The organism is Cognatundibacterium rivi, from assembly GCF_018139565.1.
GTDB lineage: Bacteria > Pseudomonadota > Gammaproteobacteria > Burkholderiales > Burkholderiaceae_D > Undibacterium > Undibacterium rivi.
The window spans coordinates 225,343-250,580 of sequence record NZ_JAGSPK010000003.1 but is presented as its reverse complement, the minus strand read 5'-3'; the positions used below and the strand labels follow the sequence as shown (position 1 = coordinate 250,580).

Genomic DNA, 25,238 nt, shown 5'->3' with positions numbered 1-25,238 from the left:
CCAGAATGAAAAAAACTCATTCAACGTATCTGCGTCAAATGAGTTTTCTCTGAAGAAAAACGGAATGATCAAGCCTGGGGTTGCGCTAATTCTTTTTTGCAGTGCGGGCAGGATTTACCGGGGACATACCAGGGCGACAGTTGTTCACGCGGCGTGACGACGGCGCGGCAGGCAAAGCATTGCTTGGTATCTGTGGCCTCTAACTGCGGATTCAGCGCCGTACGATAGTCGAACACAAAGCAATCGCCGTGATAATGGTCGCCACCGACTTCTTCGAAATACTTGAGAATACCGCCTTCCAACTGATACACGCTTTCAAAGCCAACGTTTTGCATGTGAATTGCCGCTTTCTCGCAGCGTATGCCACCAGTGCAGAAGGTCACAACGGTTTTGTCGTTCAACTCATCGCGGTGATCTGCAATCACTTGCGGGAATTCCGTGAACTTGGTGATGCGGTAGTCGATGGTGTTGTCAAAACTGCCCACGTCAACTTCAAAATCATTGCGGGTATCGACCATCACGACCGCTTTGCCGTTATCGTCATGACCCTGATCCAGCCAGCGTTTCAGGGTCTGCGCATCGACTGAGGGTGCGCGACCTTCTTCCGGCTTGATCAGCGGCATGCGCATGGTAATGATTTCTGCTTTCAGCTTGACCAGCAATTTGGTGAAAGGCTGACGATCAGAGTAACTTTCTTTGGCAACGATGTCGGCGAATCTTGGATCACTATGCAGCCAGTCCATGTAAGCGTCGATCTCGTGACGCAGCCCTGCGAGGAACATATTGATACCTTCCGGCGTCAGCAGAATGGTGCCCTTGAGATTAAGTTCCTGACATTTATCGATAAACGCCTGCCGCTTTTCAGCAGTGTCGTTGAAGGTGATAAATTTGTAAGCAGAGATATTGACGTAAGGTGTTGCAGGGGATAACTGTGTGACCGGCATAATAGAAGAATTCACTCATTTTCAGTAAGTCATTGATTTAGCTCAATTATAGTTGAATTCAGCAATCGCTTGCTGGCAGCAGCATGACCAGGTGTGGAATCTCGTCTTCGAGATAGATATCGGAAACTGTCTGAAAGCCAAAGCTGCCATAAAACTTTTCAAGATAGGCTTGCGCGCCTATGCGCACAGGGGCAGATGGATAAAGCTGGCGCAGTGCCTTGATGCCGTTCGCAATCAATTCTTTTCCTACACCAGTCCCGCGCCATGCCTGCGTACTCAGGACGCGGCCCAGCGATGGTTCTGCATAACTGATGCCGGCAGGAACGATGCGTAAATAGGCTGCAATGTCATCATTGTTATCCCAGGCCACAAGATGGTGACTCAGAGGATCTTTGCCATCAATATCCTGATACGGGCAATTTTGTTCAACGATAAATACCGCGCACCTGGCCTGATACACCTTGTGTAACTGCTCAGGGCTGAATTCTGAAAAAGCGGACAATTGCCAGCGTAGTTGAGTGAGTCGATTTGTCATTTGCGTGAGATGAGTAGGCAAATTCGTAGTGTGCGATAGCCATTACATTTGCCGGAATAAATGTGAATAAACTCTGCTGACTGTCAGCTTATCATCGCTATCCCTCAATTTCAGTGTCATTTTTCCGTTGTCATCTTTGTGGGCCGCGAGAATTTTTTTGCTGTTCACCACGGTGCTGCGATGGATCTGCCAGAACACATCAGAATCAATTTGCGGCAATAATTCGCGCAAACTGCTGCGGATCAGTGAGGAATGTTCTTTCGTAACGACGTTAATGTATTTGTCTGTCGCTTCAAAATATAAAACGTCTTCGACCGGAATCATGCGGATCTGATTACCAACGGCGGCACGTATCATATGCAAAGGTTTATGCACAACAGATCCGCTGGCGTGTACGTGCCCCGGCATCATGTGGCGTAATTGTTCAAGCACGCGTTCGAGTTCTGTGCCGCTTTGCGACTGATCAGTCAGACGCATTTGCAAACGCTGTACCGTTTTACTCAGACGTTCTTCACTGACAGGCTTGAGTACATAATCTGACGCCGAATGTTCAAATGCCTGAATCGCAAATTCGTCGTAAGCGGTCACATAAACGATCAACGGGAATGGGCGGTTTTCCGGCCACTCTTCCGCCAGTTCTTGCGCTACTTCCAGGCCGGTTTTACCCGGCATTTTAATATCCAGAAAGAGAATGTCCGGTGCGTGCTGCAAGGCTTCCCGTACGGCTTCAACACCATTTTCCACCACGCTGCACAATACTAATTCCGGCCAGAGTTTTTCCAGCATTTTTTGCAGGGTGAGTGAGAGTATGACTTCATCTTCAGCAATCAGGGCGCGTATATTCATGATGAGGTAGTTGGGATAAAAGGTATAGAAATCCGGGCAATCGCACCTTCCGGCTGATTTGCTTCCAATGTAAATGTGGCCGATGGGCCAAAGAGCGCCTGCAGGCGTTCACGGAGATTGATATTGCCAAGCCCCAGTCCGGCATACTGAGCTTCTGGTGACACAGCATGAGGCGATAATCCAAGACCGGTATCTGCGACGGTCAGATAAAGGAAATGGCCATCATTTTCTGCTGCAACATGAATGTTTCCCCCGTTGATTTTTGGCTCCAGACCATGTTTGATCGCGTTTTCTACCAGCGGTTGTATGAGCATGGGCGGGATGGTTTGTTCCCGTAACTCTGCTGGCAGAGATAAGGTATAAGTCAGACGTTTTCCCATCCGTATCGCGAGCAGTTCCAGATAGGCTTCGATCAGAGAAAATTCCTGCTGCAATGTGGTTTTTTCTGCTCTGGAAGCGCTCAGGGTATTACGCAAATAAACAATCAACTGCGACAGCATATGTTGTGCCCGAGGCGGATCAAGTGCGATCAGTCCTTGCAGATTAGCCAGCGTGTTAAACAGCATATGCGGTTCTATCTGAGCCTGCAGCATTTGCAGTTGCGCTTGCAGTGCCTGGCGCTCAATCGCAGCAGATTTCGCTTTTTCTGCCTCTGCTTCCGCGGCCAGTTCTGATAATTTTGCTTTATTCCAGAACGACCAGACCGAAATCAGACTGATTACCATGGTCAGCCCGATGAAACTGCTGAAGTAAGCCCATTGCATCGAAAAAATACTCAGTAGCGGATACGAAAAAATAGCGGCAGCAAGCGTTGATCCTGTGATAAACCCCAGGGGCGTAATGAGCAAGCAAACGAGGAAAAACAAGAACGGCTGCGGTTTGCGTGTACGCCAGAACAAATGCTGAATGACACGTACCAGCGCATAGCAACTGAATCCTATGCAATTGGAAAAGACCCAGCTATGCAGCAAGGAACCGTGTTTTTGCATCACATAGGTGACGATCAGTGTGCAGATGGCGTTGATGAGCAGCAGCCGTGGCAGATCCTGCAGCAATTTTCTTAGCTGCGTTTCTTTACCCGGCTTCTGGTCTGGCGCCGGGCGATCTTTAGACTGGAGAACAGGTGGTGTCGTCATTTTTGCGCTTCGTATCTGATGCAATATTTTGTCCAAAATTGATGTTAGCGCCCGATGACAGCATCGGATATCTGATTGCGATGAAGAGTGCCGAATCTGTCGTCAAGCCCGCTTTATCTGGCGCGAAATACTGTTTCAGTTCTCGCGCCCCATCAGATCTGCTGGCTCAGATAATGCCACGTTGCCTGAACTGATTTAACTGTTCATCGTCATATCCAAGCACGGATTTTAAAATCTGATCTGTGTGTTGCCCTAGTAACGGCGGCGGCGCCTGATAATCAGGTGGCGTGGCCGATAGCTTCATTGGACTGCCGACTAACTTCACGCTGCCTGCAGTCGGATGAGGCAAAGTAATCTGCATACCGCGCGCCTTGACCTGAGGATCATTAAACACATCGTCCAGCCGATTAATTGGTCCGCACGGTACACCTGCTTCCTCCAGCAGCGCTATCCACTCTTGTCTGGATTTGCGTTTCACCATCTCTGCCAGCAATGGAATCAATACCTCACGGTTTGCCACGCGCGCTGGATTTGTGCTGAAACGCTCATCGCTTGCAAGCTGTTCCTCGCCGCCGGCTGCGACAAATTTTTTGTATTGGCCGTCGTTGCCGGCTGCGACAATAATATGTCCATCGGATGTAGCGAACGTCTGATAAGGAACGATATTCGGATGCGCATTGCCCCATCGTACCGGCGGTTTGCCGCTGGCCAGATAGTTGGTATTCATGTTTGCCAGCATGGCGACTTGCACATCAAGCAAAGCCATATCGATGTACTGACCTTCACCAGTGCGGTCACGATGTGTCAGAGCGGCCATCACCGCGATAGTGGCGTACATGCCAGTCATCAGATCGGCAATCGCAACGCCTGCTTTTTGCGGACCGCCTCCGGGTAGCTCGTCACGTTCCCCGGTCAGCGACATAAAACCACCCATACCCTGAACGATAAAATCGTAGCCAGCGCGATGAGCATACGGGCCATTCTGACCAAAGCCGGTAATTGAGCAGTAAATCAGATCAGGCTTCATTTCCTTCAGAGATGCGTAATCAAGCCCATATTTTTTTAACTGGCCGACTTTGTAGTTTTCTAAAACCACGTCGGATTGTGCGGCCAGTTTTTTGATGATTTCCTGACCTTCCGGCGTGGAAATATCCACCGTGATGGCCTGCTTCCCCCGGTTTGCCGCGAGATAGTAGGCGGCTTCAGTGGTGTTGTCGCCATTCTGGTCGCGCAGATAAGGCGGCCCCCAGGAGCGCGTATCATCGCCATTCCCGGGACGTTCTACCTTAATGACTTCGGCTCCCAGGTCGGCGAAATTCTGCGCACACCAAGGACCCGCCAGCACACGCGTCAGATCAAGAATGCGTATATGGCCGAGGGCTTTTTTTTGTAGCGACGTCGCTGTCATCCTGGATTATCCTTTTGTCTGCAATATTTTTTTGGAGATGAATATGTGGCCGTATCCCAAAGTTCTTGCGCACCGGGGTGGCGGTGTTCTTGCACCAGAGAACACACTGGCGGCAATGAAGTGTGGAGCTGCGCACGGTTTCACGGCGGTGGAATTTGATGTCATGTTATCAAAGGATGGCGTTCCTGTGCTGATGCACGACCCTGAATTTGGCCGGACTATCACTGGTCGTGGGCAGGTGGCGGATACGCTTGCCGCTGATTTACAAAAAATGGATGCGGGTGCGTGGTTTAACTCCGGTTACAAAGGCGAACCGGTGCCACTATATTCTGATGTCGTCTGCTTCTGCCGCCAGCATGGTATCTGGATGAATGTGGAAATCAAGCCAGCCCCGGGCTTTGAAGAAGAAACCGGGCATATCGTTGCGGCCCGGAGTTCTGAACTCTTTGCAGATATCGGTGTGAGCGATGTAAGGCATTTGCCTTTGTTTTCCTCGTTTTCTTTTGTTGCTCTGATGGCCGCCAAACGTGCCGCGCCCACTATTCCACGCGGTTTGCTGATGGATGAGATTACGCCGGATTGGAAAGCGAAATTGCAGGAAGTCGGCGCAGTGTCTCTGCATACGAATCACAAGTATCTGAGTCCATTGCTGGCAAAAAATGTGAAAGATGCTGGCTACGGATTGTTTTGCTATACCGTCAACGATGCAGAACGTGCAGCAGAAATTTTACGTTGGGGCGTCGATGGATTTTGTACCGACCGGATTGATCTGATACCTGCCGGGTTCTGATATTCATGTCTGCTTACCGCTTGTTACATGACTATACAAATACTTGTCATCGCTGAAGTTGCTGATTCCGTTGTGGAGTCTATGGGAACAACCCATTGATTTTACTCCACGGACACATGCTTCTACATTGAAAGGTACAACATGAAAATGATACAGATGACGGCATTCATTCTTGCCACCGCTTTTGTTGCACCAGTGTTTGCGCAGACAGCGACGCCGAATATCGATAAACGTCAGGCTCGTCAGCAGGAACGGATTGCCAAAGGCATCAGCAACGGCGAATTGACTGCGAAAGAAAGCGCAAATCTGGAAAAACGCGAAGCGAAGATTGAGGCAAACAAAGAGGCTGCCGCGGCTGATGGTGTTGTAACCAAGCAGGAGCGGGCAAAGCTTGAACATCAGGAAAATGTTGCCAGCAAACGTATTTATACAAAAAAACATAACGCCAGAAAAGTTGAAACCAGTCAGTAAGACCATTCCTCTTATTGAAAAAAAACCGTCAGTGCACCAGCGTTGACGGTTTTTTCCTTTTAAAGTCTGCGAAAACCTGTAGTCGTTTTGAGTGCTGGTGCTAAGGTAGTCGCTGATCGCTGTTTAATTGACGAATCTTCGGATTTCACAGCGCTGACTCCTGTTATAACGCAGAATTTATACCGTATAATCAGAAGTTAACTCATTTTCAGCTTTGGCCTATCTCTCTATGAACTCGTCAGAAATCCGCGATAAATTCCTTAGTTTTTTCGAATCCAAAGGGCACACCCGTGTGCGTTCATCCAGCCTGATTCCCGGCAATGATCCGACTTTATTGTTCACCAATTCCGGTATGGTCCAGTTTAAGGATGTGTTTCTGGGACAGGATAAACGTAGTTACACGCGGGCGACAACAGCACAACGCAGTGTTCGTGCAGGTGGTAAGCACAATGATCTGGAAAACGTTGGCTACACAGCGCGTCACCATACGTTCTTTGAAATGCTGGGCAATTTCTCTTTTGGCGATTATTTCAAAAAAGATGCAATTCACTATGCCTGGGAATTGCTGACTTCGGTTTATGGGCTGCCAAAAGACAAGCTGACCGTCACTGTTTATCAGGAAGATGATGAAGCTTACGAAATCTGGAAAAACGAAATCGGCGTGCCGGTAGAACGCATCATTCGCATCGGTGACAACAAAGGCGCGCGCTACGCCTCTGATAACTTCTGGCAGATGGCGGATACTGGTCCTTGCGGTCCTTGTACCGAAATTTTCTATGATCACGGCCCTGAAATCTGGGGTGGTCCACCGGGATCGCCAGATGAAGATGGCGACCGTTTCATCGAAATCTGGAATCTGGTGTTCATGCAGTTTAACAAAGATGAGGCGGGTGTTTTGCATCCTTTGCCTAAACCATGCGTGGATACGGGCATGGGTCTGGAACGTTTGTCTGCGGTGTTGCAGCACGTACACTCCAACTATGAAATCGATACTTTCCAAAACCTGATCAAGGCTGCTGCGCGTGAAACTGGTTGTACTGATCTGGAAAACAATTCACTGCGCGTGATTGCTGATCATATCCGCTGCGCTGGTTTTCTGATTGTTGACGGCATCATCCCTGGTAATGAAGGCCGCGGCTATGTGCTACGCCGCATTACCCGCCGCGCTTTGCGTCATGGCCATAAATTGGGGCAAAGCCAGCCGTTTTTCTACAAGTTAGTGGCAGATCTGGTCAAGGAAATGGGCGGCGCTTATCCAGAACTGGCCGAGGTTGCAGAGCGTGTTGCACAAGTCTTGAAGACGGAAGAAGAACGTTTCGGTGAGACGTTGGAACACGGCATGAAAATTCTGGAAGCGGCACTCGTCAAAGACGGTAAAAACCTTGACGGTGAAACGGCATTCACCTTGTATGACACTTATGGTTTCCCACTCGATTTGACCGCAGATATTTGTCGTGAGCGTAATGTCGTGCTGGATGAGGCTGGTTTCAATGCAGCGATGGAAAGACAAAGACAGACTGCGCGTGCTGCTGGTAAATTCAAAATGGCGACTGCGATTGAATACAGCGGCGATAAAACTAAGTTCGTCGGCTACGATCAATTGCAACACGAAGCGAAGGTTGTTGCGTTGTATGTTGATGGCAGCGCCGTTAATGAAGTCAAGGCAGGTCAACAGGCAATCGTTGTGCTCGACACGACTCCTTTCTATGCTGAATCCGGCGGTCAGTGTGGTGACTCAGGTGTATTGATGGGCTTAGATGGCGCGGTGTTTGAAGTCGCAGACACGCAGAAAATTCAGGCTGATGTGTTCGGTCATCACGGCGTATTGAAATCCGGTAGCCTGACTATCGTACAAAACGTCAAGGCTGAAGTGAATGCGGAAATTCGTGCTCAAACCATGCGTAATCACTCTGCCACGCATCTGATGCACAAGGCCTTGCGTGAAGTGTTGGGTAGCCATGTGGCGCAAAAAGGTTCTCTGGTTGACGTTGAAAAAACCCGCTTTGACTTTAGCCACAACGGCCCGATGACTGCTGACGAAATCCGTCAGGTGGAGTCCATTGTGAATCGCGAAATTTTGGCAAATGCGGCTACCCGAGCGCAAGTGATGGCTTATGACGATGCCGTTAAACATGGCGCGATGGCATTGTTCGGCGAAAAATATGGCGATGAAGTCCGCGTACTGGATATCGGTTCTTCCCGCGAGTTGTGCGGTGGTACGCATGTTTCCCGTACTGGCGATATCGGCTTATTCAAGATCGTTGCGGAGAGCGGTGTAGCAGCAGGTATTCGCCGTGTTGAAGCAGTGACGGGTGAAGTTGCGCTGGCGCTGGTGCAGAATCTGAACAACCGCATCAATGAAGCGGCTGCGGCCTTGAAAGCGCAGCCAGAAGAATTGACGCAGCGGATTGGTCAAGTACAAGATCACGTCAAAGCTTTGGAAAAAGAACTGGCGACACTGAAATCCAAAATGGCATCGAGTCAGGGCGATGATCTGATTGGTAAAGCGGTTGATGTCAAAGGTATCAAAGTGTTGGCAGCGACACTGGAAGGTGCCGATGTCACAGCTTTGCGTGAAACCATGGACAAACTGAAAGATAAATTGAAAACCGCAGCGATTGTATTGGCCGCTGTGAACGATAGTAAGGTCAGTCTGATTGCTGGGGTGACAGCAGATAGCACATCTAAAGTGAAAGCTGGTGATCTGGTTAACTTTGTGGCGCAGCAAGTTGGCGGCAAAGGTGGTGGTCGCCCAGACATGGCGCAAGCCGGTGGAACTGATCCTTCGGGCTTGCCAAATGCGCTGGCAGGTGTGCCGGACTGGATCAGTGCCAAGTTGGCTTGATTGCCAATATTGCGACAGTTTTTTCTAAAGATGTAACAGTGAGTTCGAGTTAAAAAAGACCGGCATGTGTGCCGGTTTTTTTATTTTAAATGTGTGAGCCTGCAGCGTACTTTCGTTTATCAATAAAGTTAAACAAGATGAATGATGTGGACGCTGGTTCACGGATTATTTTATAAAAAATAGCTGAATTTCACCTATGATGAAACAGTACGCTAGCGATTGAATTCTAATATTTTAATTGACGTTGATATCACCTGATTTTCTTCTTCGCCTTGTTTTTACCGTGATGTTTTTTTGAAAATAAAACAAATTAAAAATCAATTTGCCATATTTTGGTGCATAACTTGAGTAAATAAACAGGGTAAATGTTGTTAGTGTGCTGCATCGCACCATACCAATGAAAATTCCGGTAGAATTGGTGCGTCAAATGTTTTGCAAATGAGCTATATCGTTTGCTGCTACAGGAAAAATCATGCAATTCAATAAAGAACTTGACGCTCGTGGACTGAATTGTCCTTTGCCTATTTTGAAGACAAAAAAGGCACTTGCTGAGATGATTACCGGTGAGGTCTTGCACGTGCTTGCAACTGATCCCGGATCTGTTCGTGACTTCAAAGCATTTTCAAAACAAACAGGAAATGAATTATTGTCGCATCAGGAAAGTAGTAACGAATTTGAGTATTTTATTAAGCGCAAATAAAAATCTTAAATTTCAAAAAAACCCGCAAATTTTGCGGGTTTTTTATATTCTGAACCTCCTCACTTTTTAGCGTGATTGTTTATTTTTATTTTCATTATTGCCTCAGCGATAGGAATGCAGTCTGATTGCCCAATTTTTTGCATAATGTGAGGTATAAGCGTACGAAAGATCATGAAATGTGTTGATTAGATACTCTGCTCTAGTATCAATGTAAACAAAAAAGGAACGATCGTGCTAAATTGTGCGAAATCTTCTCATTTCGATTTATAATCAAACGGATTTACTTTACGTATACGTCAATCAGTACTAAATCAGCTTTAAAAGTAAGGTGTCGCGCAAAAAACAGTCGGCGCAGTGATTTAGTTAAGCTGATTGTTCGGCATGACTTAGCATTAACTAGCAATAAATCCGATAGAAGTAAGTACATCTGTATTTCCAATTAGCTCACAAAAAGGCAGAACTATGAAAGTCCTGGTACCAGTCAAACGAGTAGTCGATTACAACGTCAAAGTACGTGTCAAATCTGATGGCACAGGTGTTGATATTGCCAACGTCAAAATGTCGATGAACCCATTCGATGAAATTGCCGTCGAAGAAGCAACGCGCCTGAAAGAAGCTGGTGCTGTTACTGAGATTGTGGCCGTGTCCTGCGGCGTTGCGCAATGCCAGGAAACATTGCGTACAGCGATGGCAATCGGTGCTGATCGCGGTATTCTGGTCGAAACCGATGCCGAGTTGCAGCCACTGGCAGTGGCAAAACTGCTCAAGGCGCTGGCCGACAAAGAGCAGCCACAATTGATCATTCTGGGTAAACAAGCCATTGATGACGACTGTAATCAGACAGGTCAGATGCTGGCAGCTTTGCTGGGCTGGCCACAGGCAACTTTCGCATCAAAAGTAACTGTTGCAGACGGTAAGGCAACAGTCACTCGCGAAGTGGATGGTGGTCTGGAAACTGTTGCACTGACGTTGCCAGCGATCGTGACAACGGACTTGCGCCTGAATGAGCCACGTTATGTGACTCTGCCTAACATCATGAAAGCGAAGAAAAAGCAGTTGGATAACGTCAAGCCAGCCGATCTGGGTGTCGATGTCGCATCCCGCGTCAAGACGCTGAAAGTGGTTGAACCAGCTAAACGCAGCGCAGGCATTATCGTTCCTGATGTAGCGACACTGGTTTCCAAACTGAAAAACGAAGCAAAAGTGATTGGTTGATTCGCTGATTACAGCTGATTCACCGACAGTTTTCTTTATCGCATCTTATTTACAAATTTTTTCACCAGAATGAACTCTGGTGATTTATTAAGTGGAAAACATCATGACTACACTCGTCATCGCTGAACACGACAACGCTGGCCTCAAGGGCAGCACTTTGAATACCGTTACTGCCGCGACTCAATGCGGCGGTGATGTTCATGTACTGGTTGCTGGCTCGAATGCTGGTGCTGCCGCTGCAGAAGCAGCGAAAATCACAGGCGTCAGCAAAGTTTTGCACGCAGACGCAGCACATTTTGCCGATGGTTTGGCAGAGAACGTCGCTGAGCAGGTATTGGCTGTTGCTGCTGGTTACAGCCATATTCTGGCTCCGGCAACGGCTTATGGTAAAAATATTCTGCCACGCGTTGCCGCTAAACTGGACGTTTCTCAGATTTCTGAAATTACTAAAGTCGATGCTCCTGACACATTTGAGCGCCCGATTTATGCCGGTAATGCAATTGCAACAGTGCAATCCACTGATGCGGTGAAAGTGATTACTGTCCGCACAACCGGCTTTGATGCTGCAGCCACTGGTGGCTCTGCTGCTGTTGAGACTATCTCAGCAGTTGCTGATTCCGGTAAATCGGCTTTTGTTTCGCGTGAAGTTGCCAAGTCTGATCGTCCTGAGCTGACTGCTGCAAAAATCATCGTTTCCGGTGGTCGCGGTATGGGTTCTGCGGATGCATTCAAAGTACTGGAACCATTGGCAGACAAATTGGGCGCAGCGATGGGTGCATCCCGTGCTGCGGTTGATGCGGGCTTTGTTCCTAACGATTGGCAGGTTGGTCAGACTGGTAAGATCGTTGCGCCACAACTGTATATCGCTGTTGGTATTTCCGGCGCGATCCAGCATCTGGCAGGTATGAAAGATTCCAAGACGATTGTCGCGATCAACAAAGATCCGGAAGCACCGATTTTCTCTGTCGCTGATTACGGTATCGTTGGCGATCTGTTTGAAATCGTGCCACAACTGGTTGCTGAGTTGGGCTGATTTTAATGAATTCCCGGGCTGTTAATTCTTTAACTTGCCCAGACTGGACAGAATGAGTGGTTTGTCGCGCCATTGACAGCAGTGTTTTTGTTGTTGTGACACATTGCTGATTCTGTCCTTTTTCTTTTCTATCTTTAGGAAATGTTATGACTTATGTCGCACCTGTGAAAGACATGCTGTTCGCGATGAACGAACTTGCGGGCTTGTCGGAAGTGAATGCTTTACCCGGTTGTGAAGATGCCACATCTGAAACGGTAGAGGCAGTACTGGAAGAGAATGCAAAATTTGCTGGTGAAGTGGTTGCTCCCTTGAATTTTGAGGGGGATAAGGCGCCGAGTTACTGGCAGGATGGACAGGTCTTCACCACCAAGGGTTTTAAAGAAGCATTTAAGATGTTCGGCGAAGCCGGTTGGCAGGGCGTGCAACATCCGCAGGAATTTGGTGGTCAGGGTTTGCCTAAGCTGGTTGCAACTCCATGCATAGAAATGCTGAACTCGGCCAGCATTTCGTTTGCACTGTGCCCACTGTTGACTGATGGCGCAATCGAAGCGCTGCTGACTGCTGGCAGCGATGAGCAAAAAGCAATGTACCTGGAAAATCTGATTTCCGGTAAGTGGACTGGTACGATGAATCTGACTGAGCCGCAGGCGGGTTCCGATCTGGCGATGGTGCGCAGCCGCGCTGTTCCTCAGGGTGATGGTACGTACAAAATTTTCGGCACCAAGATTTTCATCACTTATGGTGAGCACGATATGGCCGAAAATATCGTTCATCTGGTGCTGGCTCGCACATCGGATGCACCGGAAGGTGTGAAAGGTATTTCCCTGTTTATCGTACCGAAATTCCTGGTTAATGCCGACGGCAGTCTGGGTGCTCGCAACGACGCGCACTGTGTCTCGATTGAGCATAAGCTGGGTATTAAAGCCAGCCCGACGGCGGTGTTGCAATTCGGCGACCATGGCGGTGCGATTGGCACGCTGGTCGGGGAAGAAAATCGTGGCCTGGAATACATGTTCATCATGATGAATGCGGCGCGGTTCGGCGTCGGTATGCAAGGTATCGGCGTGGCAGAGCGCGCATATCAAAAAGCGGTGCAGTACGCGAAAGACCGCGTCCAGTCGCGCGATCTGGCAGGTTCAGCTGGGCCAGTAGCGATCATCAATCATCCGGATGTGCGTCGCATGCTGATGTCCATGCGTGCGCAGACTGAAGGTGCGCGTGCGCTGGCGTACGTGGCAGCTGGTTTGAGTGATATTGCGCATCACCATGCAGACGAAGCGACCCGCAAAGCCAATCAGGCTGTGTATGAATATCTGGTTCCTATCGTTAAGGGCTGGTCGACAGAAATGTCGCTGGATGTGACATCGACAGGCGTGCAGGTGCATGGCGGCATGGGCTTCATCGAAGAAACTGGCGCGGCACAGCATTACCGTGATGCGAAAATCCTGACGATTTACGAAGGCACGACCGCAATTCAGGCGAATGATCTGGTGGGTCGTAAAACGGCACGTGATGGCGGTGCAACAGCGAAAGCTTTAATTGCTCGTATTCGTGAAACGGAAGTTGCATTAGCGGCTACTAATCAGCCCGAGTTGCTGGCGATTCAAAAGCAATTGGCTGCTGGTTCTGCTGCGTTGGAGGATGTCGTTGCTTATGTTGTGGCTAATTTCAAGCAGGATATCAAGGGAGTTTTTGCGGGTAGTGTGCCGTACCTGAAGCTGGCTGGTATCGTGTTGGGTGGATGGCAGATGGCGCGTGCTGCATTGATCGCGCAGCAGAAGCTGCAATCCGCGTCCGGCGATGCCGCTTTTTATCAGGCAAAAATCGCTACTGCCAGATTCTTCGCTGACCATATTATGTCTGCTGCGCAAGGATTACGTTCTGCTATCGTTGACGGCAGTGCCGGAGTACTGGCTTTACATGAAGATCAGTTCTGATTTCATCTGACGCAGAAACTAAAAAGGACTCATTTTGAGTCCTTTTTTTATTGCTGATCTGAATCAGCCGTAAGCGCCACCGGTATATAGCAGATCAAATGCACGGGCGATGACACCTATCAGTGTGATGGCGCCGATTCCTGCGGTCATTACGAGTATTAAGGCGAGAGGCCATGATGACGAGCTTTTTTTCGGTGATTGCGGGTTATGTCTGGCATCCCATTTTTCGTCTGGTGTCAGCCCGATCACCAAGGCTTCGAGTAACGCAATTAAAAATGATAAGAGAATCGGACTGTAGGTTAGCAGGGGTTGCGAGCCGAAGTACAAATGACTGATCAGGAGTGAAATCGGCAAGCTGATAAGATGAGCCCATCCCCAGTAATCGCTTTTGCCAAACAAATAAAATCTGTGCGCGCCGACGCTGCCAGCCAGTGCCGCCAGCAAGGTGGCGAAGGTTTTGTTCTTATGTGTCGCTGTCATCAGGTTTTCTTGCTGTTTGATAAGATGAAAGATTGTAGCCGACACTGTGACTGGTATCTTAATTAACACGTTTATGGCACATATCTCTGATAGTCCTTGCTTGTTTTGTTTTGGACGGGCTATAATCTACAGCTTTTTCCGCGTTTAGAACAATTTTTTTGGAAATATTATGGTCGTTATTCGTTTAGCTCGTGGTGGCGCAAAAAAGCGTCCTTTTTACAACATCGTTGCAACAGATTCCCGTAATCGTCGCGATGGCCGCTTTATCGAGCGCATCGGTTTTTACAATCCAGTAGCAACTGGCAATGCAGAAACAGTACGTGTTGCTGCTGATCGTCTGGCTTACTGGCAAGGCGTTGGCGCACAATTGTCGCCAGCAGTTGCTCGTCTGGTAGCTCAGTCTGGCAAAGCAGCAGCTTAATCGTTTGCTCTCAATGTCAGTTGAAGTTCATGTTCCTGATGATCTGGTCCTGGTGGGCTATATCTCGGGAGCATTTGGTATTCATGGATGGGTAAAGATTCGTCCTTACTCGCCAGATGCTGATGCAATGTTGTCTGCCAAAACCTGGTGGATTAATAAGCCGGATCTGCACGATGTTAATCGCCTCGAAGCAAAAATTCATGGCGAGGATGTGGTGGCAAGACTGGTCGGTGTTCCAGACAGGAATGCTGCGGAAGCACTGAAAGGTGCGACCATCAAAATATCCCGTAAGCACTTCCCAGCTTTGGCTGAGGGCGAGTTTTACTGGCACGATTTGATGGGTCTGGCAGTCGAGAATTTGCAAGGTGAAAATCTCGGTGTGGTTCGTGATCTGATGGATAATGGTGCTCATCCTATCCTGCGGGTCGCTGCTGCCGATGTGCCTGAAGCTGAATTGCAAAAGCATGAAAAATTGATTCCTTTTGTCGATCATTTCGTCAAAGAGGTCGATCAGGCGGCTGGCAAAATTCAGGTTGACTGGGGTACAGATTATTAATCCGATGCAATCAGAAGGCATGTGTATGCAGTTTGATGTCATCACTCTGTTCCCGGAAATGTTCGGCGCTATTACGCAATCAGGTGTAACGCGGCGTGCGTTTGAACAGCGCAAGTGTGAGTTGAAGCTGTGGAATCCGCGTGATTTCACTACGGACCGTCACCGCACTGTGGACGATCGTCCCTACGGCGGTGGTCCTGGGATGGTGATGCTTGCCAAACCGTTGCAGTCGGCAATTGACGCAGCGAAAGCGCGTCAGGCAGAACTGGCGAAACCGGCTCCGAAGGTTATTTATCTGTCGCCGCAGGGACAACGTCTGACGCACAAACGTGTGATGCAGATATCGGAGTTATCCGGACTGATCCTGCTGTGCGGTCGTTACGAGGCTGTCGATCAGCGTTTGCTCGATACATATGTTGATGAAGAGATCAGCCTCGGCGATTTTGTTTTGTCTGGTGGTGAATTGCCTGCGATGGCGTTAATGGATGCCGTTATTCGCCAGATTCCCGGCGTTTTGCACGATGATGATTCGGCCGTGCAGGATAGTTTTGTAAATGGTTTGCTGGATTGTCCGCATTACACCAGACCTGAGATATTTGAGCAGCAAGCTGTGCCGCCTGTGTTGATGAGCGGCAATCACGCTGAAGTTGAAAAATGGCGACGCCAGCGAGCGCTTGAAGCAAGTGCCTTGAAACGTCCCGATTTGATTTTAGCCGCGCGACAAGCAGGTTTGCTAAGTCGCGCAGATGAAAAGTTTTTGAGTAGTTTGTAAGATTCCTTGTGTATGCAGGGATGTAAAAAGAGCGTTCCTATCTGGTTCGCATGTTAAACCCCATCCTCTACCGGGCAGAAGTCAGACGATGTCTGCAGCGTCGGCAAGATGGTTATCGGAGTATAAAAATGGATCTGATCCAAAAATTAGAGCAAGAAGAAATTGCTCGTCTCGGTAAAAGTATTCCTGACTTTGCGCCAGGCGATACTGTTGTTGTTAGCGTTAACGTTGTTGAAGGTACACGTAAACGTACACAGGCTTACGAGGGTGTTGTTATTTCCCGCCGTAACCGTGGTTTGAATTCCAACTTCATCGTTCGTAAAATTTCTTCCGGTGAAGGCGTTGAGCGTACATTCCAGTTGTATTCTCCACTGATCGCTTCTATCGAAGTCAAACGTCGCGGTGACGTACGTCGCGCTAAGTTGTACTACCTGCGTGAACGTTCAGGCAAATCTGCTCGTATTAAAGAGAAATTGCCAGCACGTAAAGTTGCAGCAGCGAAAGCAGAGTAATATCTGTTTATGCCGTAACAAAAAAAGGGATGCCTTCGGCGTCCCTTTTTTTATGTTGTATTGAAAAATAAGATCTAAGCGAATAAGAGTTTATTTCCGTGACTAAATTGATTTTGACTCCCGAGCATTTACCGATTCATTCAATTGCAGACGAGGCTGCGATCGATGCGGATAGGCTGACACCAGAGTGGCTAAGACAGCGTTTCTCCAGTCCTCCAATATGGACTCCGGAATCCAATAACGAAGAGTTGATGGCGGCAGGACGGGTATTTCGTCCGGCATCAGTTCTGATACCCATCGTGATGCGAGAAAAAGAACTGACCTTGTTATTAACCGAACGTGCCGCGCATTTACAGCAACATGCGGGGCAGATCAGCTTTCCTGGCGGGCGTTTTGAATTCGCCGATGGCAGTGCTGCTGAAACCGCTTTGCGTGAAACGGAAGAGGAAGTCGGTTTGCCGCGTTCTCATATTGATATTCTGGGGGCTTTACCTGACTATAAAACTGGCACGGGTTATCAGGTGAGCCCTATCGTTTCTTTAGTCAAACCGCCTTTTGTCACGATCACTGATCCCGGTGAGGTGGCTTCTGTATTTGAGGTGCCGCTGGCATTTCTGATGAACGCGCGTCACCATCAACGACGTGTATTTCAGATGCCGGATGGAAGTGGGAGCAGAATGTTTTATGCGATGCCTTATCAGGATAGATTTATCTGGGGCGCGACCGCAGGCATGTTGCGTAATCTGTTTCATTTTCTGCGAGCATGACGAGAACGCATTTCTCAGAGGAACAAAGCTTCATAATCTGGGGAAATCGGTTTACACTTGCCGCACCGGTAAATTCTTCTAAGACAGTCGTCTGACTGCGAATCTAGCTCAGCCTATCATGACATTTATTTCTATTTTGTTTGCCCTCCTTTTTGAGCAACTCAAACCCTTGCGTGCAGATAATCCTATCTATGCGCAGATACAGGCGCTGGCAAATAAAATTGAAGCCTCGTTCAATGCCGGCAAGGTTGCACACGGGCGACTGGGCTGGTGGATAGTGGTCGGATCATTGACTATTCCTACTGCCTTGATTTACTGGCTCTGTCTGCGCCTGAGCCCGTTTGCCGCATTTGCTTGGAATGTGGTGATTGTTTATCTGACGCTGGGCTTCCGTCGTTACAGCCATTATTTCACATCGATACAACTGGCCCTCAGCGCGGGTGATGAGGATGCTGCCAGACGTCATTTGTCAGATTGGATACACCGCGATACCAGTGACCTTGATGTATCGGAGATTTCCCGTCTCGCGGTTGAGCGTTCACTGATTGCCACGCACCGCAATGTGTTCGGTGTCTTTTTCTGGTTTCTGATGCCTGTCGGGCCAGCCTGTGCTGTGATGTACCGCGTTGCCGAATATCTTGCACATGCCTGGACAGAGCCTGAGCACATGAAAAATGAAGAGTTTGGTATTTATGCTGCAAAAGTATTTTATTGGATCGATTGGGTTCCTGCGCGCCTGACTGCCGTCGCATTTGCCATTGTCGGCAATTTCGAAGACGCTGTATATTCGTGGCGCAATTACGCTGATCGCTGGTCGGATGAAGCGGTTGGTATTATTTTGTCTGCCGGCGGTGGTGCGCTGGGTTTGCGTTTAGGCGAGCCTGAAGAAAAAGCCATGGTGTTGCAAGCAGATGCAACGGCAGTAGACGTTGATAGCCTTGAGCTTGAAAGTCAGCCTGGAAGCGAAGCAACGCCACGTGCGCTGCAAAGTGTTGTCGGCTTGGTCTGGCGCGCACTGTTATTGTGGATGCTGTTGCTGGCATTACTGTCGTTTTCAGTCTGGGTCTGATTACCATTCTCTGTTCACATCTGTTCGTGATGGTTGGCACAATGATCAATGTCTGATATTTTCCTGCGAGCTTTTCAAAAAAATGATGCGGCTGCATTTGCCGTCATTGCACGCGAATCCGCGATTGATGCAGATCCATGGATGGGATGGTGTGACCATCAATACTCTGAACAGCAGGCGTTGGAATGGTTTGCGGTCTGCGCGCAAGAGCGGGCGTTTCAGACTGGCTACGAATTTGGGGTGTTTGATAAAGAGTCTGGTCAGCTGTTAGGCGCGGCAGGCGTCAATATGATAGACCGCATCCACCAGCGCGGCAATCTTAGTTACTGGGTCGCGCCTCGCTGGCAAGGGCAGGGCATTGCCACAACGGTCGCATCTTTTCTTACCCAATATTCTTTTACAGAATTACGACTACTCAGAGTTGAGTTGGTGATTGCCGCTGCTAATCTGGCGAGTCGTCGTGTTGCCGATAAGATCGGTGCGCAACTGGAGTGTCTGGCGCGCAATCGTCTGTGTCTGAATGGAAATAGTGTTGACGCGGCAGTATATTCATTGATTCCAGGTGAAGTGCGTGCGGCTTCTTGCCTGATTCAAGCATAGCCAAGCACCAGCACGCTTATTGTCGTTATTCTGATTTCTTTCATACACGTCCCGCTCAATAACACGGTCGATAATGTTATGAGTGAAGAAATTATTCTCGTTGTTTTGATGCATAACTAAATTACTGCGCACGAACACGCTGAGTTGTGCCGCGTGATTTTTTTGTTTCACATGTCCGTATTTTGCTTGAAGCCTGGATTTGCTTGATATCTGCTGTCCTTTTATTCCGGACGGCAGTGCAGCCTTGTTAGCGCTGATACGCAAAAAAAAGATGCCCGGAATCTGGATATTTTTTTACAATAAATGGCCTTGATGTAAATAAAACGGTATGCCCTGACGATGTGACTTTATCTATTTGTAAAGTTTACATCGCTGAAAATGCACTATATTAAGAGGTAATTGAGCGGTAACAACGTGATGAGGGGATGGCCTGGATATTTATCTGACGCTCAGGTTTCGATCCAAGTCTTCTATAAGATATAATACTCATGTATTTTGAAAGCTTAGTGTCACATAATGGCATTGATGCTTTTTTATTTTGCTTCATAGCGAGCCGAGCACATGGCCGATTCAAAAAAAACTCATCTTAAGCCAGTACGCGAGTTTTTCATCCAGGGCATCACCAGCGATGGAAAACAGTTTCGCCCCAGCGATTGGGCGGAGCGTCTTTGCGGCGCCATGTCCTGTTTCAGCCCGGACGGTGGACGGCACTCGCATCTGCAATACTCACCTTATGTCCGCCCGATTCTTTTAAATGGTGTGCGTTCTGTTGTGGTGAACGAAGCGATTCGTGATATTGAGCCGTTGGCCTATCATTTCGTGGTGAATTTTGCGAAAGACAATGATTTGCAAATCATCGATGCCTGTTTGTTACCTGATGAGCCACCAGCCAACAAGTAAATTATCGGCGCCGCACATTGATCTCTGACGCCACCGCGTCGTCTTTTGTTTTTTTTCACTATCATTGGTAAGGTGAGCCCGGCGCTTGTTGTGACTCTTTTAAGGCGCAAAGTTTTCCTTGCGTCCTTACTCTTCATTCCTTCCTGATTCTCATTTTCTCGTTTCTCTCAGCTCAGTCATTGAACTGTGTCGCTTTGTATTTTGATGGCATTCAGAATTTTGTTACCGGACGATACTGCTTTCGCCAAGCTTTCACTCTCTGTCTGCGTCATAACATTGTTTCCTTGTAATTATTAGTTACAAAGTATTAATTATGTATAAAAATATAACTAGATAAAATGTAGTGGCTTCTTTCAGGTGAGTCTTGGCAATTGGTATTTCCGTATTGCATCAGCCCTGCAAGGATTTGATCAAGTCATTTAATGAAAGTAACTATATGCTGAGTCGTGTAATGAAAATGCTGAAAGTCGCAATGATCGCGCCACTGCTCCTGAGCGCGGGTTTAGCTGGCGCTACTCCGCCGGAAAATGGCTGGTGGTGGAATCCTGCTGAAAGTGGCCGTGGTTTTGCGATTGAAGTGCAAAACGGCTCCATGTTTATGGCTGGATTTATGTATGACAATGCCGGCACGCCAGTCTGGTACGTTTCCGGTCCAGCGCCGATGACATCGGATACTTTATATCAGGGGAAGTGGATTTCTTACGGCGGCGGTCAGACTTTAAATGGGCAGTACAAAAGCGCGATAGTGACCAACGATGCGGTAGGCTCAGTGGTGATTAACTTTACCAGTACGACAACTGCTACATTGCAATTGCCGAATGGGACGGTTATGCCATTAGTGCGCTTTGGTTTTACGCCACAGCAACCGGGTACGGTTTCAGCGACCTGTACATCAGCGAACATCAATCTCGACAAATACAATCGTATTACCGTCGGCATGACGATGGCGCAAGTTAACCAGACTTTAGGTTGCACTTACTTGCCGGGCTCAACCAAGCGGGGCGCGACTTACACGCTCAACAGCTGGATGTCGTATGACAATGGCATCAGAGGCATACTGATTTACTTTGACACGACAAATTCCGTTGTCACTGCACAAGGGGGAACTGTGTTTAAAAGTGCCTCTGGATTTTAATCTCAGTATCTTGAAATTGTCATTTTTCTGCTAAATAATCTAGCCGTCGCTGTTGCCGACTCACCGTTTTTCGTTTCCGGTGTGTCGGCAATTGTCTTTATGTTTTGCCTGATTATCGAGATCTGTACACAAAGTGCAAAAACATATCTCATTTCCCCGATACTGACTGAATCACCTGCTCGCGTAACCAGCGGTTGGCGGGATCATGTTCCACATTCTGATGCCAGTACAGATAGACATCCCACGATGGCATGCTGACAGGCAATGGCAGAATCTGATTGCCAAATTGCTGATTCGCAATGCGTGCGTAGCCTTCCGGCATCGTCAGCAATAAATCGGTCTGACTGACGACGCGGCAAGCCGCAAAATAATGCTGACAGCGCAGCCGTATTCTTCTCTGCAAACCGAGGCGGCTGAGCTCGAAATCTTCCAGTCCCATGCCTTTGCGACGCGAGCTGGCCAAGATATGTTCAGCCTGCAAATACATGTCCAGATCAAGTTTTCCCTTTACCAGCGGATGATCACGGCGCGCCAGCACGACGGTGGTATCGCGTGAAATTTGCTGGCGCCGGATTTCATTCGGTAACGGCAGCAGCATATCGATTGCCAGATCTAATGTGCCCGCTGCCAGCTCACTCACCAGCTCACGCCGTTCAACCTGAATGGCTGCCAGATTGATTTCCGGTGCCTGCTGCGTAATCCGTTCCAGTAATGGCGGCAACACCGTCGATTCAAGCACATCGCGCAATGCCAGATTAAACAGCTTTACTGCTTGTGCCGGGTCGAAATTTCCATTGTCGGTCAGCGTCAGTTCTAAACCGCGCAATGCTTGCCGCACTGGTTCAATGATGCTGCGCGCCAGCGGCGTCGATACCATGGTCTGCCCTTGCCGCACAAATAGCGGGTCATCAAACATCTGCCGCAGGCGATTCAGCGCGTGGCTGATCGCGGGCTGTGTCAGATGTAGTTGCTGGGCGGCGCGGGTCACGCTGCCTTCGCTGTAAATGGCTTCAAAGACGGTGAACAGATTCAAGTCAACTCTGGATATATGCATGATATTAATAGTGTTTGATAATAACTATTCATTTGATCAATTATATCCGTCGTCTTACACTCAGTCTTCAGTGAGTTGCAGAACGAGGAAACAATGGCACAGATTTACCTGGTACGTCACGGGCAGGCATCATTCGGCAGTCAGAATTACGATCAGCTTTCTGATCTGGGGCAGCAACAGGCGCAGCATCTGGGGCGTTGGTGGGCGCAACGTGAGCTGAATATTGGTCGCGTTGTTACCGGCGATATGCACCGTCACCAGCAAACGGCACTCGCCTGTATGGCGACGTTGCAATCGCAAGAGGCGAGCCAGACCGACACCTCCGCATGGCATACTGATGCCGATTTCAATGAGTATAACCACCACGAAGTGCTGGCGCGTCATGTGCCTGAGTTTGATGATCCGGCCGCAGTTAAGCATTTTCTGATGCACACGCCGAATGGCAAACAGGCATTTCAGGATATTTTTTCGCAAGCCGTCGCGCGCTGGGTCTCGGGGCAGCACGATGCCGATTACAGCGAAACCTGGCGCGCGTTTCAAACACGCTGTGTGGCGGCATTGCAGCGGCAACTGGCACTCGATGACGGCGCTAAAAACATCGCGATTTTCACTTCCGGCGGCACGATTTCTGCGATTTGTCAGCATGTGCTGGGCTTCCCCGATCCCCGTTTTGCCGAACTCAACTGGTCGCTGGTCAACAGCGCCGTAACCCGGCTGCATGTACAGACCGCCACGCCAGAGCGCCCGGTGCGTCTGGCACTCGCGTATCTGAATAATTTTTCTCATCTCGAAGTATTGAATAACCCGAAAAGCATTACCTACGTTTAGGAGTAAAGAATGACAGATATGTTTGATCTGAGCGGAAAAGTCGCGTTGGTCACCGGTGCCAGCCGGGGGATTGGTGAGTCGATTGCAAAAACGCTGGCTGCGCGCGGCGCACATGTGATTGTGTCCAGTCGCAAAGCGGAAGCCTGCGAAGCGGTGGTGGCGGCGATTATCGCAGCGGGTGGCAAAGCCGAAGCGCGCGCTTGTCATATTGGTGAAATGGCGCAGATTGATGCCTTGTTTGCCGATATCACGGCGGTGCATGGCCGGCTCGATATTCTGGTGAATAACGCGGCGACCAACCCGCATTTCGGCCACATCACAGAAACCGATGTTGGCGCGTTTCAAAAAACAGTGGATGTGAATATCCGCGGTTACTTCTTTATGTGCAGTGCCGGCGCGAAGCTGATGGCAAAAAATGGCGGCGGTAGCATTATCAACGTGGCGTCCGTCAACGGCGTTATCCCGGGTGCGATGCAGGGCATTTATTCGATCACCAAAGCAGCGGTGATTGCGATGACCAAATCCTTTGCGCAGGAATGTGCGCCAATGGGCGTGCGCGTGAATGCCTTGTTGCCCGGTGCGACCGACACCAAATTCGCATCAGCTTTATTCCACAATCCGGCGATCTTGGAAAAAGCGCTGACCCGGATTCCGATGAAACGCATTGCCGAGCCGGATGAGATGGCGGGAACCGTGTTGTATCTCGCATCGAATGCTTCAAGTTACACGACAGGTGCCTGCATCAATGTCGATGGCGGTTACTTAGTCAGCTGAAGTCATCAGCTGCAGTCATCAGTTGATCTGGGGTGCTTAGCGCGCACCACGTTTTTCTTTTTATCAGAGGATTATCATGGATTTTCAGTACAGCCCTAAAGTCAAAGAGTTGCAAGCCCGTCTGATCGCATTTATGGACGAGCACATCTATCCGAATGAAAAAGTATTTTTTGGTGAAATTGCCGCGAATCGTCAGGCGGGCGATGTGTGGATACCGACGAAAATTGTCGAACAGCTCAAAGCCAAAGCCCGCGCTGCTGGCTTGTGGAATCTGTTTCTGCCGGAATCTGATCAGGGCGCGGGTTTGACGAATCTGGAATACGCACCATTGTGTGAAATCATGGGGCGCTCCTTATGGTCGGCCGAAGTATTCAATTGCTCAGCGCCGGACACTGGCAATATGGAAGTGCTGGCGCGTTACGGCACGCCCGCGCAACAGCAGCAATGGCTGACGCCGTTATTAAACGGTGAAATCCGTTCTTGCTTTGCGATGACTGAGCCAGCTGTTGCGTCGTCTGATGCAACGAACATTGAATCTTCCATCGTGCGTGATGGTGACGAGTATGTGATCAACGGCCGCAAATGGTGGTCGTCCGGCGCGAATGATCCGCGTTGCAAAGTGTTTATTTTCATGGGCAAAAGCGATCCGCAAAATGAAAATCGCCATAAGCAGCAATCGATGATCATCGTGCCGCGTGATACGCCAGGCGTGACGATTTTGCGCGCTTTGCCGGTGTTTGGTTATGACGATGCACCGCATGGACATGGTGAAGTGTTGTTTGAAAATGTGCGCGTACCCGCATCGAATATGTTGCTTGGAGAAGGCCGTGGTTTTGAAATTGCGCAAGGGCGTCTTGGCCCAGGCCGCATACATCACTGTATGCGTCTGATCGGTCTCGCAGAACGCGCGCTGGAAGATATGTGCAAACGTTCGCTGAGCCGGGTTGCTTTCGGTAAGCGGGTGGCAGAGCAGGGCGTCACGCTGGAACGGATTGCGAATGCCCGCATCCTGATTGATCAGGCACGTTTCCTCGTTCTGAATGCCGCACAGATGATGGATACCGTTGGCAATAAAGCGGCCGCGAAAGAAATCGCGATGATTAAAGTGGCAGCACCAAACATGGCTTGTCAGGTGATCGACTGGGCGATACAGGCGCATGGCGGTGGTGGTGTCTCGGATGATTTCGGTGTCGCGTATGCGTATGCGCAGGCCCGTACCTTGCGCCTTGCTGATGGTCCGGATGAAGTGCATCGTAACCAGATCGGCAAAATGGAATTGAAAAAATATATGCCAGCGAAGTGATGATATTCCGCCCGCGCTGCAAGGCTTTCATCGCAGCAGCGGCGGAAAATTTTCACGCTTTGGTTTTCGTATTTGCCCGACTTTTGCGACAGCGGGACTGACCGGTTATCCGGTCTTTTGTCGTTCAAAAGTTCGCTTGCAAAAATCTGGCATTAAGTGCTATTCAATCTGCATAGGTATGAAATTGAGGGGAGTATATTAAAAAAA

General features: G+C 49.1%; 26 protein-coding genes. 19 read left to right on the top strand and 7 right to left on the bottom strand.

What is annotated here, in order from left to right; all coding sequences use genetic code 11:
- Positions 1-68: 68 nt before the first annotated feature.
- The 5 genes from KDM87_RS09795 to KDM87_RS09775 form a co-directional block, all read right to left on the bottom strand.
- Positions 69-944 carry a sulfurtransferase gene (locus KDM87_RS09795; protein ID WP_212679251.1) on the bottom strand — a complete coding sequence of 292 codons (876 nt, stop codon included), beginning with the start codon at positions 942-944 and terminating at the stop codon, positions 69-71.
- A 58-nt stretch (positions 945-1,002) separates the two neighbouring features.
- On the bottom strand, positions 1,003-1,479 hold the full coding sequence (locus tag KDM87_RS09790; protein ID WP_212678903.1) for a GNAT family N-acetyltransferase: 477 nt from the start codon (positions 1,477-1,479) through the stop codon (positions 1,003-1,005).
- Between the two features lie 42 nt (positions 1,480-1,521).
- Positions 1,522-2,325, bottom strand: a complete 804-nt coding sequence (locus KDM87_RS09785) for a LytR/AlgR family response regulator transcription factor (RefSeq protein ID WP_212678902.1) — start codon at positions 2,323-2,325, stop codon at positions 1,522-1,524.
- Positions 2,322-3,461 (bottom strand): sensor histidine kinase, encoded by a 1,140-nt coding sequence (locus KDM87_RS09780; RefSeq protein WP_230407687.1) that lies wholly within the window; start codon positions 3,459-3,461, stop codon positions 2,322-2,324. The genes KDM87_RS09785 and KDM87_RS09780 overlap by 4 nt, the downstream gene beginning before the upstream one ends.
- A 166-nt stretch (positions 3,462-3,627) precedes the next feature.
- On the bottom strand, positions 3,628-4,869 hold the full coding sequence (locus tag KDM87_RS09775; RefSeq protein WP_212678901.1) for a CaiB/BaiF CoA transferase family protein: 1,242 nt from the start codon (positions 4,867-4,869) through the stop codon (positions 3,628-3,630).
- 43 nt (positions 4,870-4,912) lie between these two features.
- Between KDM87_RS09775 and ugpQ the strand changes: the two genes are divergently transcribed.
- The 7 genes from ugpQ to KDM87_RS09740 all read left to right on the top strand — a co-directional run bounded on the left by ugpQ (position 4,913) and on the right by KDM87_RS09740 (position 13,860).
- Positions 4,913-5,659, top strand: a complete 747-nt coding sequence (gene ugpQ / locus KDM87_RS09770) for a glycerophosphodiester phosphodiesterase (RefSeq protein WP_212678900.1) — start codon at positions 4,913-4,915, stop codon at positions 5,657-5,659.
- A 141-nt stretch (positions 5,660-5,800) separates the two neighbouring features.
- Positions 5,801-6,130, top strand: coding sequence for a hypothetical protein (locus tag KDM87_RS09765; protein ID WP_212678899.1), 330 nt, complete (start codon positions 5,801-5,803; stop codon positions 6,128-6,130).
- A gap of 229 nt (positions 6,131-6,359) precedes the next feature.
- Positions 6,360-8,975 (top strand): alanine--tRNA ligase, encoded by a 2,616-nt coding sequence (alaS, locus tag KDM87_RS09760; protein ID WP_212678898.1) that lies wholly within the window; start codon positions 6,360-6,362, stop codon positions 8,973-8,975.
- Positions 8,976-9,447: 472 nt separating this feature from the next.
- Positions 9,448-9,675 (top strand): sulfurtransferase TusA family protein, encoded by a 228-nt coding sequence (locus tag KDM87_RS09755; RefSeq protein ID WP_186883101.1) that lies wholly within the window; start codon positions 9,448-9,450, stop codon positions 9,673-9,675.
- A 462-nt stretch (positions 9,676-10,137) separates the two neighbouring features.
- The gene (locus KDM87_RS09750) at positions 10,138-10,890 is read left to right on the top strand and encodes an electron transfer flavoprotein subunit beta/FixA family protein (RefSeq protein ID WP_186896787.1); all 753 of its coding nucleotides are present in this window, start codon (positions 10,138-10,140) and stop codon (positions 10,888-10,890) included.
- A gap of 103 nt (positions 10,891-10,993) precedes the next feature.
- Entirely contained in the window at positions 10,994-11,923 is a 930-nt protein-coding gene (locus KDM87_RS09745; RefSeq protein WP_212678897.1) for an electron transfer flavoprotein subunit alpha/FixB family protein, read from the top strand.
- A 146-nt stretch (positions 11,924-12,069) separates the two neighbouring features.
- Positions 12,070-13,860: an acyl-CoA dehydrogenase gene (locus tag KDM87_RS09740; protein WP_212678896.1), complete on the top strand. Its 1,791-nt coding sequence runs from the start codon at positions 12,070-12,072 to the stop codon at positions 13,858-13,860.
- A gap of 63 nt (positions 13,861-13,923) precedes the next feature.
- Here the strand turns inward: KDM87_RS09740 and KDM87_RS09735 are convergent, their stop codons facing one another.
- Positions 13,924-14,340, bottom strand: a complete 417-nt coding sequence (locus tag KDM87_RS09735) for a TM2 domain-containing protein (protein ID WP_212678895.1) — start codon at positions 14,338-14,340, stop codon at positions 13,924-13,926.
- 169 nt (positions 14,341-14,509) lie between these two features.
- On the opposite strand from KDM87_RS09735, the gene rpsP reads away from it, so the two are divergent.
- The 9 genes from rpsP (at position 14,510) to KDM87_RS09690 (ending at position 21,072) form a co-directional block, all read left to right on the top strand.
- Positions 14,510-14,761: a 30S ribosomal protein S16 gene (gene rpsP / locus KDM87_RS09730; protein WP_110255824.1), complete on the top strand. Its 252-nt coding sequence runs from the start codon at positions 14,510-14,512 to the stop codon at positions 14,759-14,761.
- Between the two features lie 13 nt (positions 14,762-14,774).
- Positions 14,775-15,317: a ribosome maturation factor RimM gene (gene rimM, locus KDM87_RS09725; RefSeq protein WP_212678894.1), complete on the top strand. Its 543-nt coding sequence runs from the start codon at positions 14,775-14,777 to the stop codon at positions 15,315-15,317.
- Positions 15,318-15,342: 25 nt separating this feature from the next.
- Positions 15,343-16,089, top strand: a complete 747-nt coding sequence (trmD, locus tag KDM87_RS09720) for a tRNA (guanosine(37)-N1)-methyltransferase TrmD (protein ID WP_212678893.1) — start codon at positions 15,343-15,345, stop codon at positions 16,087-16,089.
- Between the two features lie 128 nt (positions 16,090-16,217).
- Positions 16,218-16,601 carry a 50S ribosomal protein L19 gene (gene rplS, locus KDM87_RS09715; RefSeq protein WP_186883107.1) on the top strand — a complete coding sequence of 128 codons (384 nt, stop codon included), beginning with the start codon at positions 16,218-16,220 and terminating at the stop codon, positions 16,599-16,601.
- Positions 16,602-16,699: 98 nt separating this feature from the next.
- Positions 16,700-17,368: a CoA pyrophosphatase gene (locus KDM87_RS09710; protein WP_212678892.1), complete on the top strand. Its 669-nt coding sequence runs from the start codon at positions 16,700-16,702 to the stop codon at positions 17,366-17,368.
- A 118-nt stretch (positions 17,369-17,486) separates the two neighbouring features.
- Positions 17,487-18,437, top strand: a complete 951-nt coding sequence (locus KDM87_RS09705) for a CobD/CbiB family protein (RefSeq protein WP_212678891.1) — start codon at positions 17,487-17,489, stop codon at positions 18,435-18,437.
- Positions 18,438-18,485: 48 nt separating this feature from the next.
- On the top strand, positions 18,486-19,037 hold the full coding sequence (locus KDM87_RS09700) for a GNAT family N-acetyltransferase (RefSeq protein WP_212678890.1): 552 nt from the start codon (positions 18,486-18,488) through the stop codon (positions 19,035-19,037).
- A gap of 561 nt (positions 19,038-19,598) precedes the next feature.
- Positions 19,599-19,937 carry a DUF3579 domain-containing protein gene (locus KDM87_RS09695; RefSeq protein ID WP_212678889.1) on the top strand — a complete coding sequence of 113 codons (339 nt, stop codon included), beginning with the start codon at positions 19,599-19,601 and terminating at the stop codon, positions 19,935-19,937.
- 451 nt (positions 19,938-20,388) lie between these two features.
- Positions 20,389-21,072, top strand: a complete 684-nt coding sequence (locus tag KDM87_RS09690; protein ID WP_212678888.1) for a hypothetical protein — start codon at positions 20,389-20,391, stop codon at positions 21,070-21,072.
- A gap of 148 nt (positions 21,073-21,220) precedes the next feature.
- On the opposite strand, the gene KDM87_RS09685 is transcribed toward KDM87_RS09690, so the two are convergent.
- Complete coding sequence (locus tag KDM87_RS09685; protein WP_212678887.1) at positions 21,221-22,126, bottom strand: LysR family transcriptional regulator; 906 nt, start codon at positions 22,124-22,126, stop codon at positions 21,221-21,223.
- A 93-nt stretch (positions 22,127-22,219) separates the two neighbouring features.
- On the opposite strand from KDM87_RS09685, the gene KDM87_RS09680 reads away from it, so the two are divergent.
- The 3 genes from KDM87_RS09680 to KDM87_RS09670 all read left to right on the top strand — a co-directional run bounded on the left by KDM87_RS09680 (position 22,220) and on the right by KDM87_RS09670 (position 25,031).
- On the top strand, positions 22,220-22,954 hold the full coding sequence (locus KDM87_RS09680; protein ID WP_212678886.1) for a histidine phosphatase family protein: 735 nt from the start codon (positions 22,220-22,222) through the stop codon (positions 22,952-22,954).
- A gap of 9 nt (positions 22,955-22,963) precedes the next feature.
- Positions 22,964-23,728 (top strand): SDR family oxidoreductase, encoded by a 765-nt coding sequence (locus tag KDM87_RS09675; RefSeq protein WP_212678885.1) that lies wholly within the window; start codon positions 22,964-22,966, stop codon positions 23,726-23,728.
- 76 nt (positions 23,729-23,804) lie between these two features.
- Complete coding sequence (locus KDM87_RS09670) at positions 23,805-25,031, top strand: acyl-CoA dehydrogenase (RefSeq protein WP_212678884.1); 1,227 nt, start codon at positions 23,805-23,807, stop codon at positions 25,029-25,031.
- Positions 25,032-25,238 lie beyond the last annotated feature (207 nt).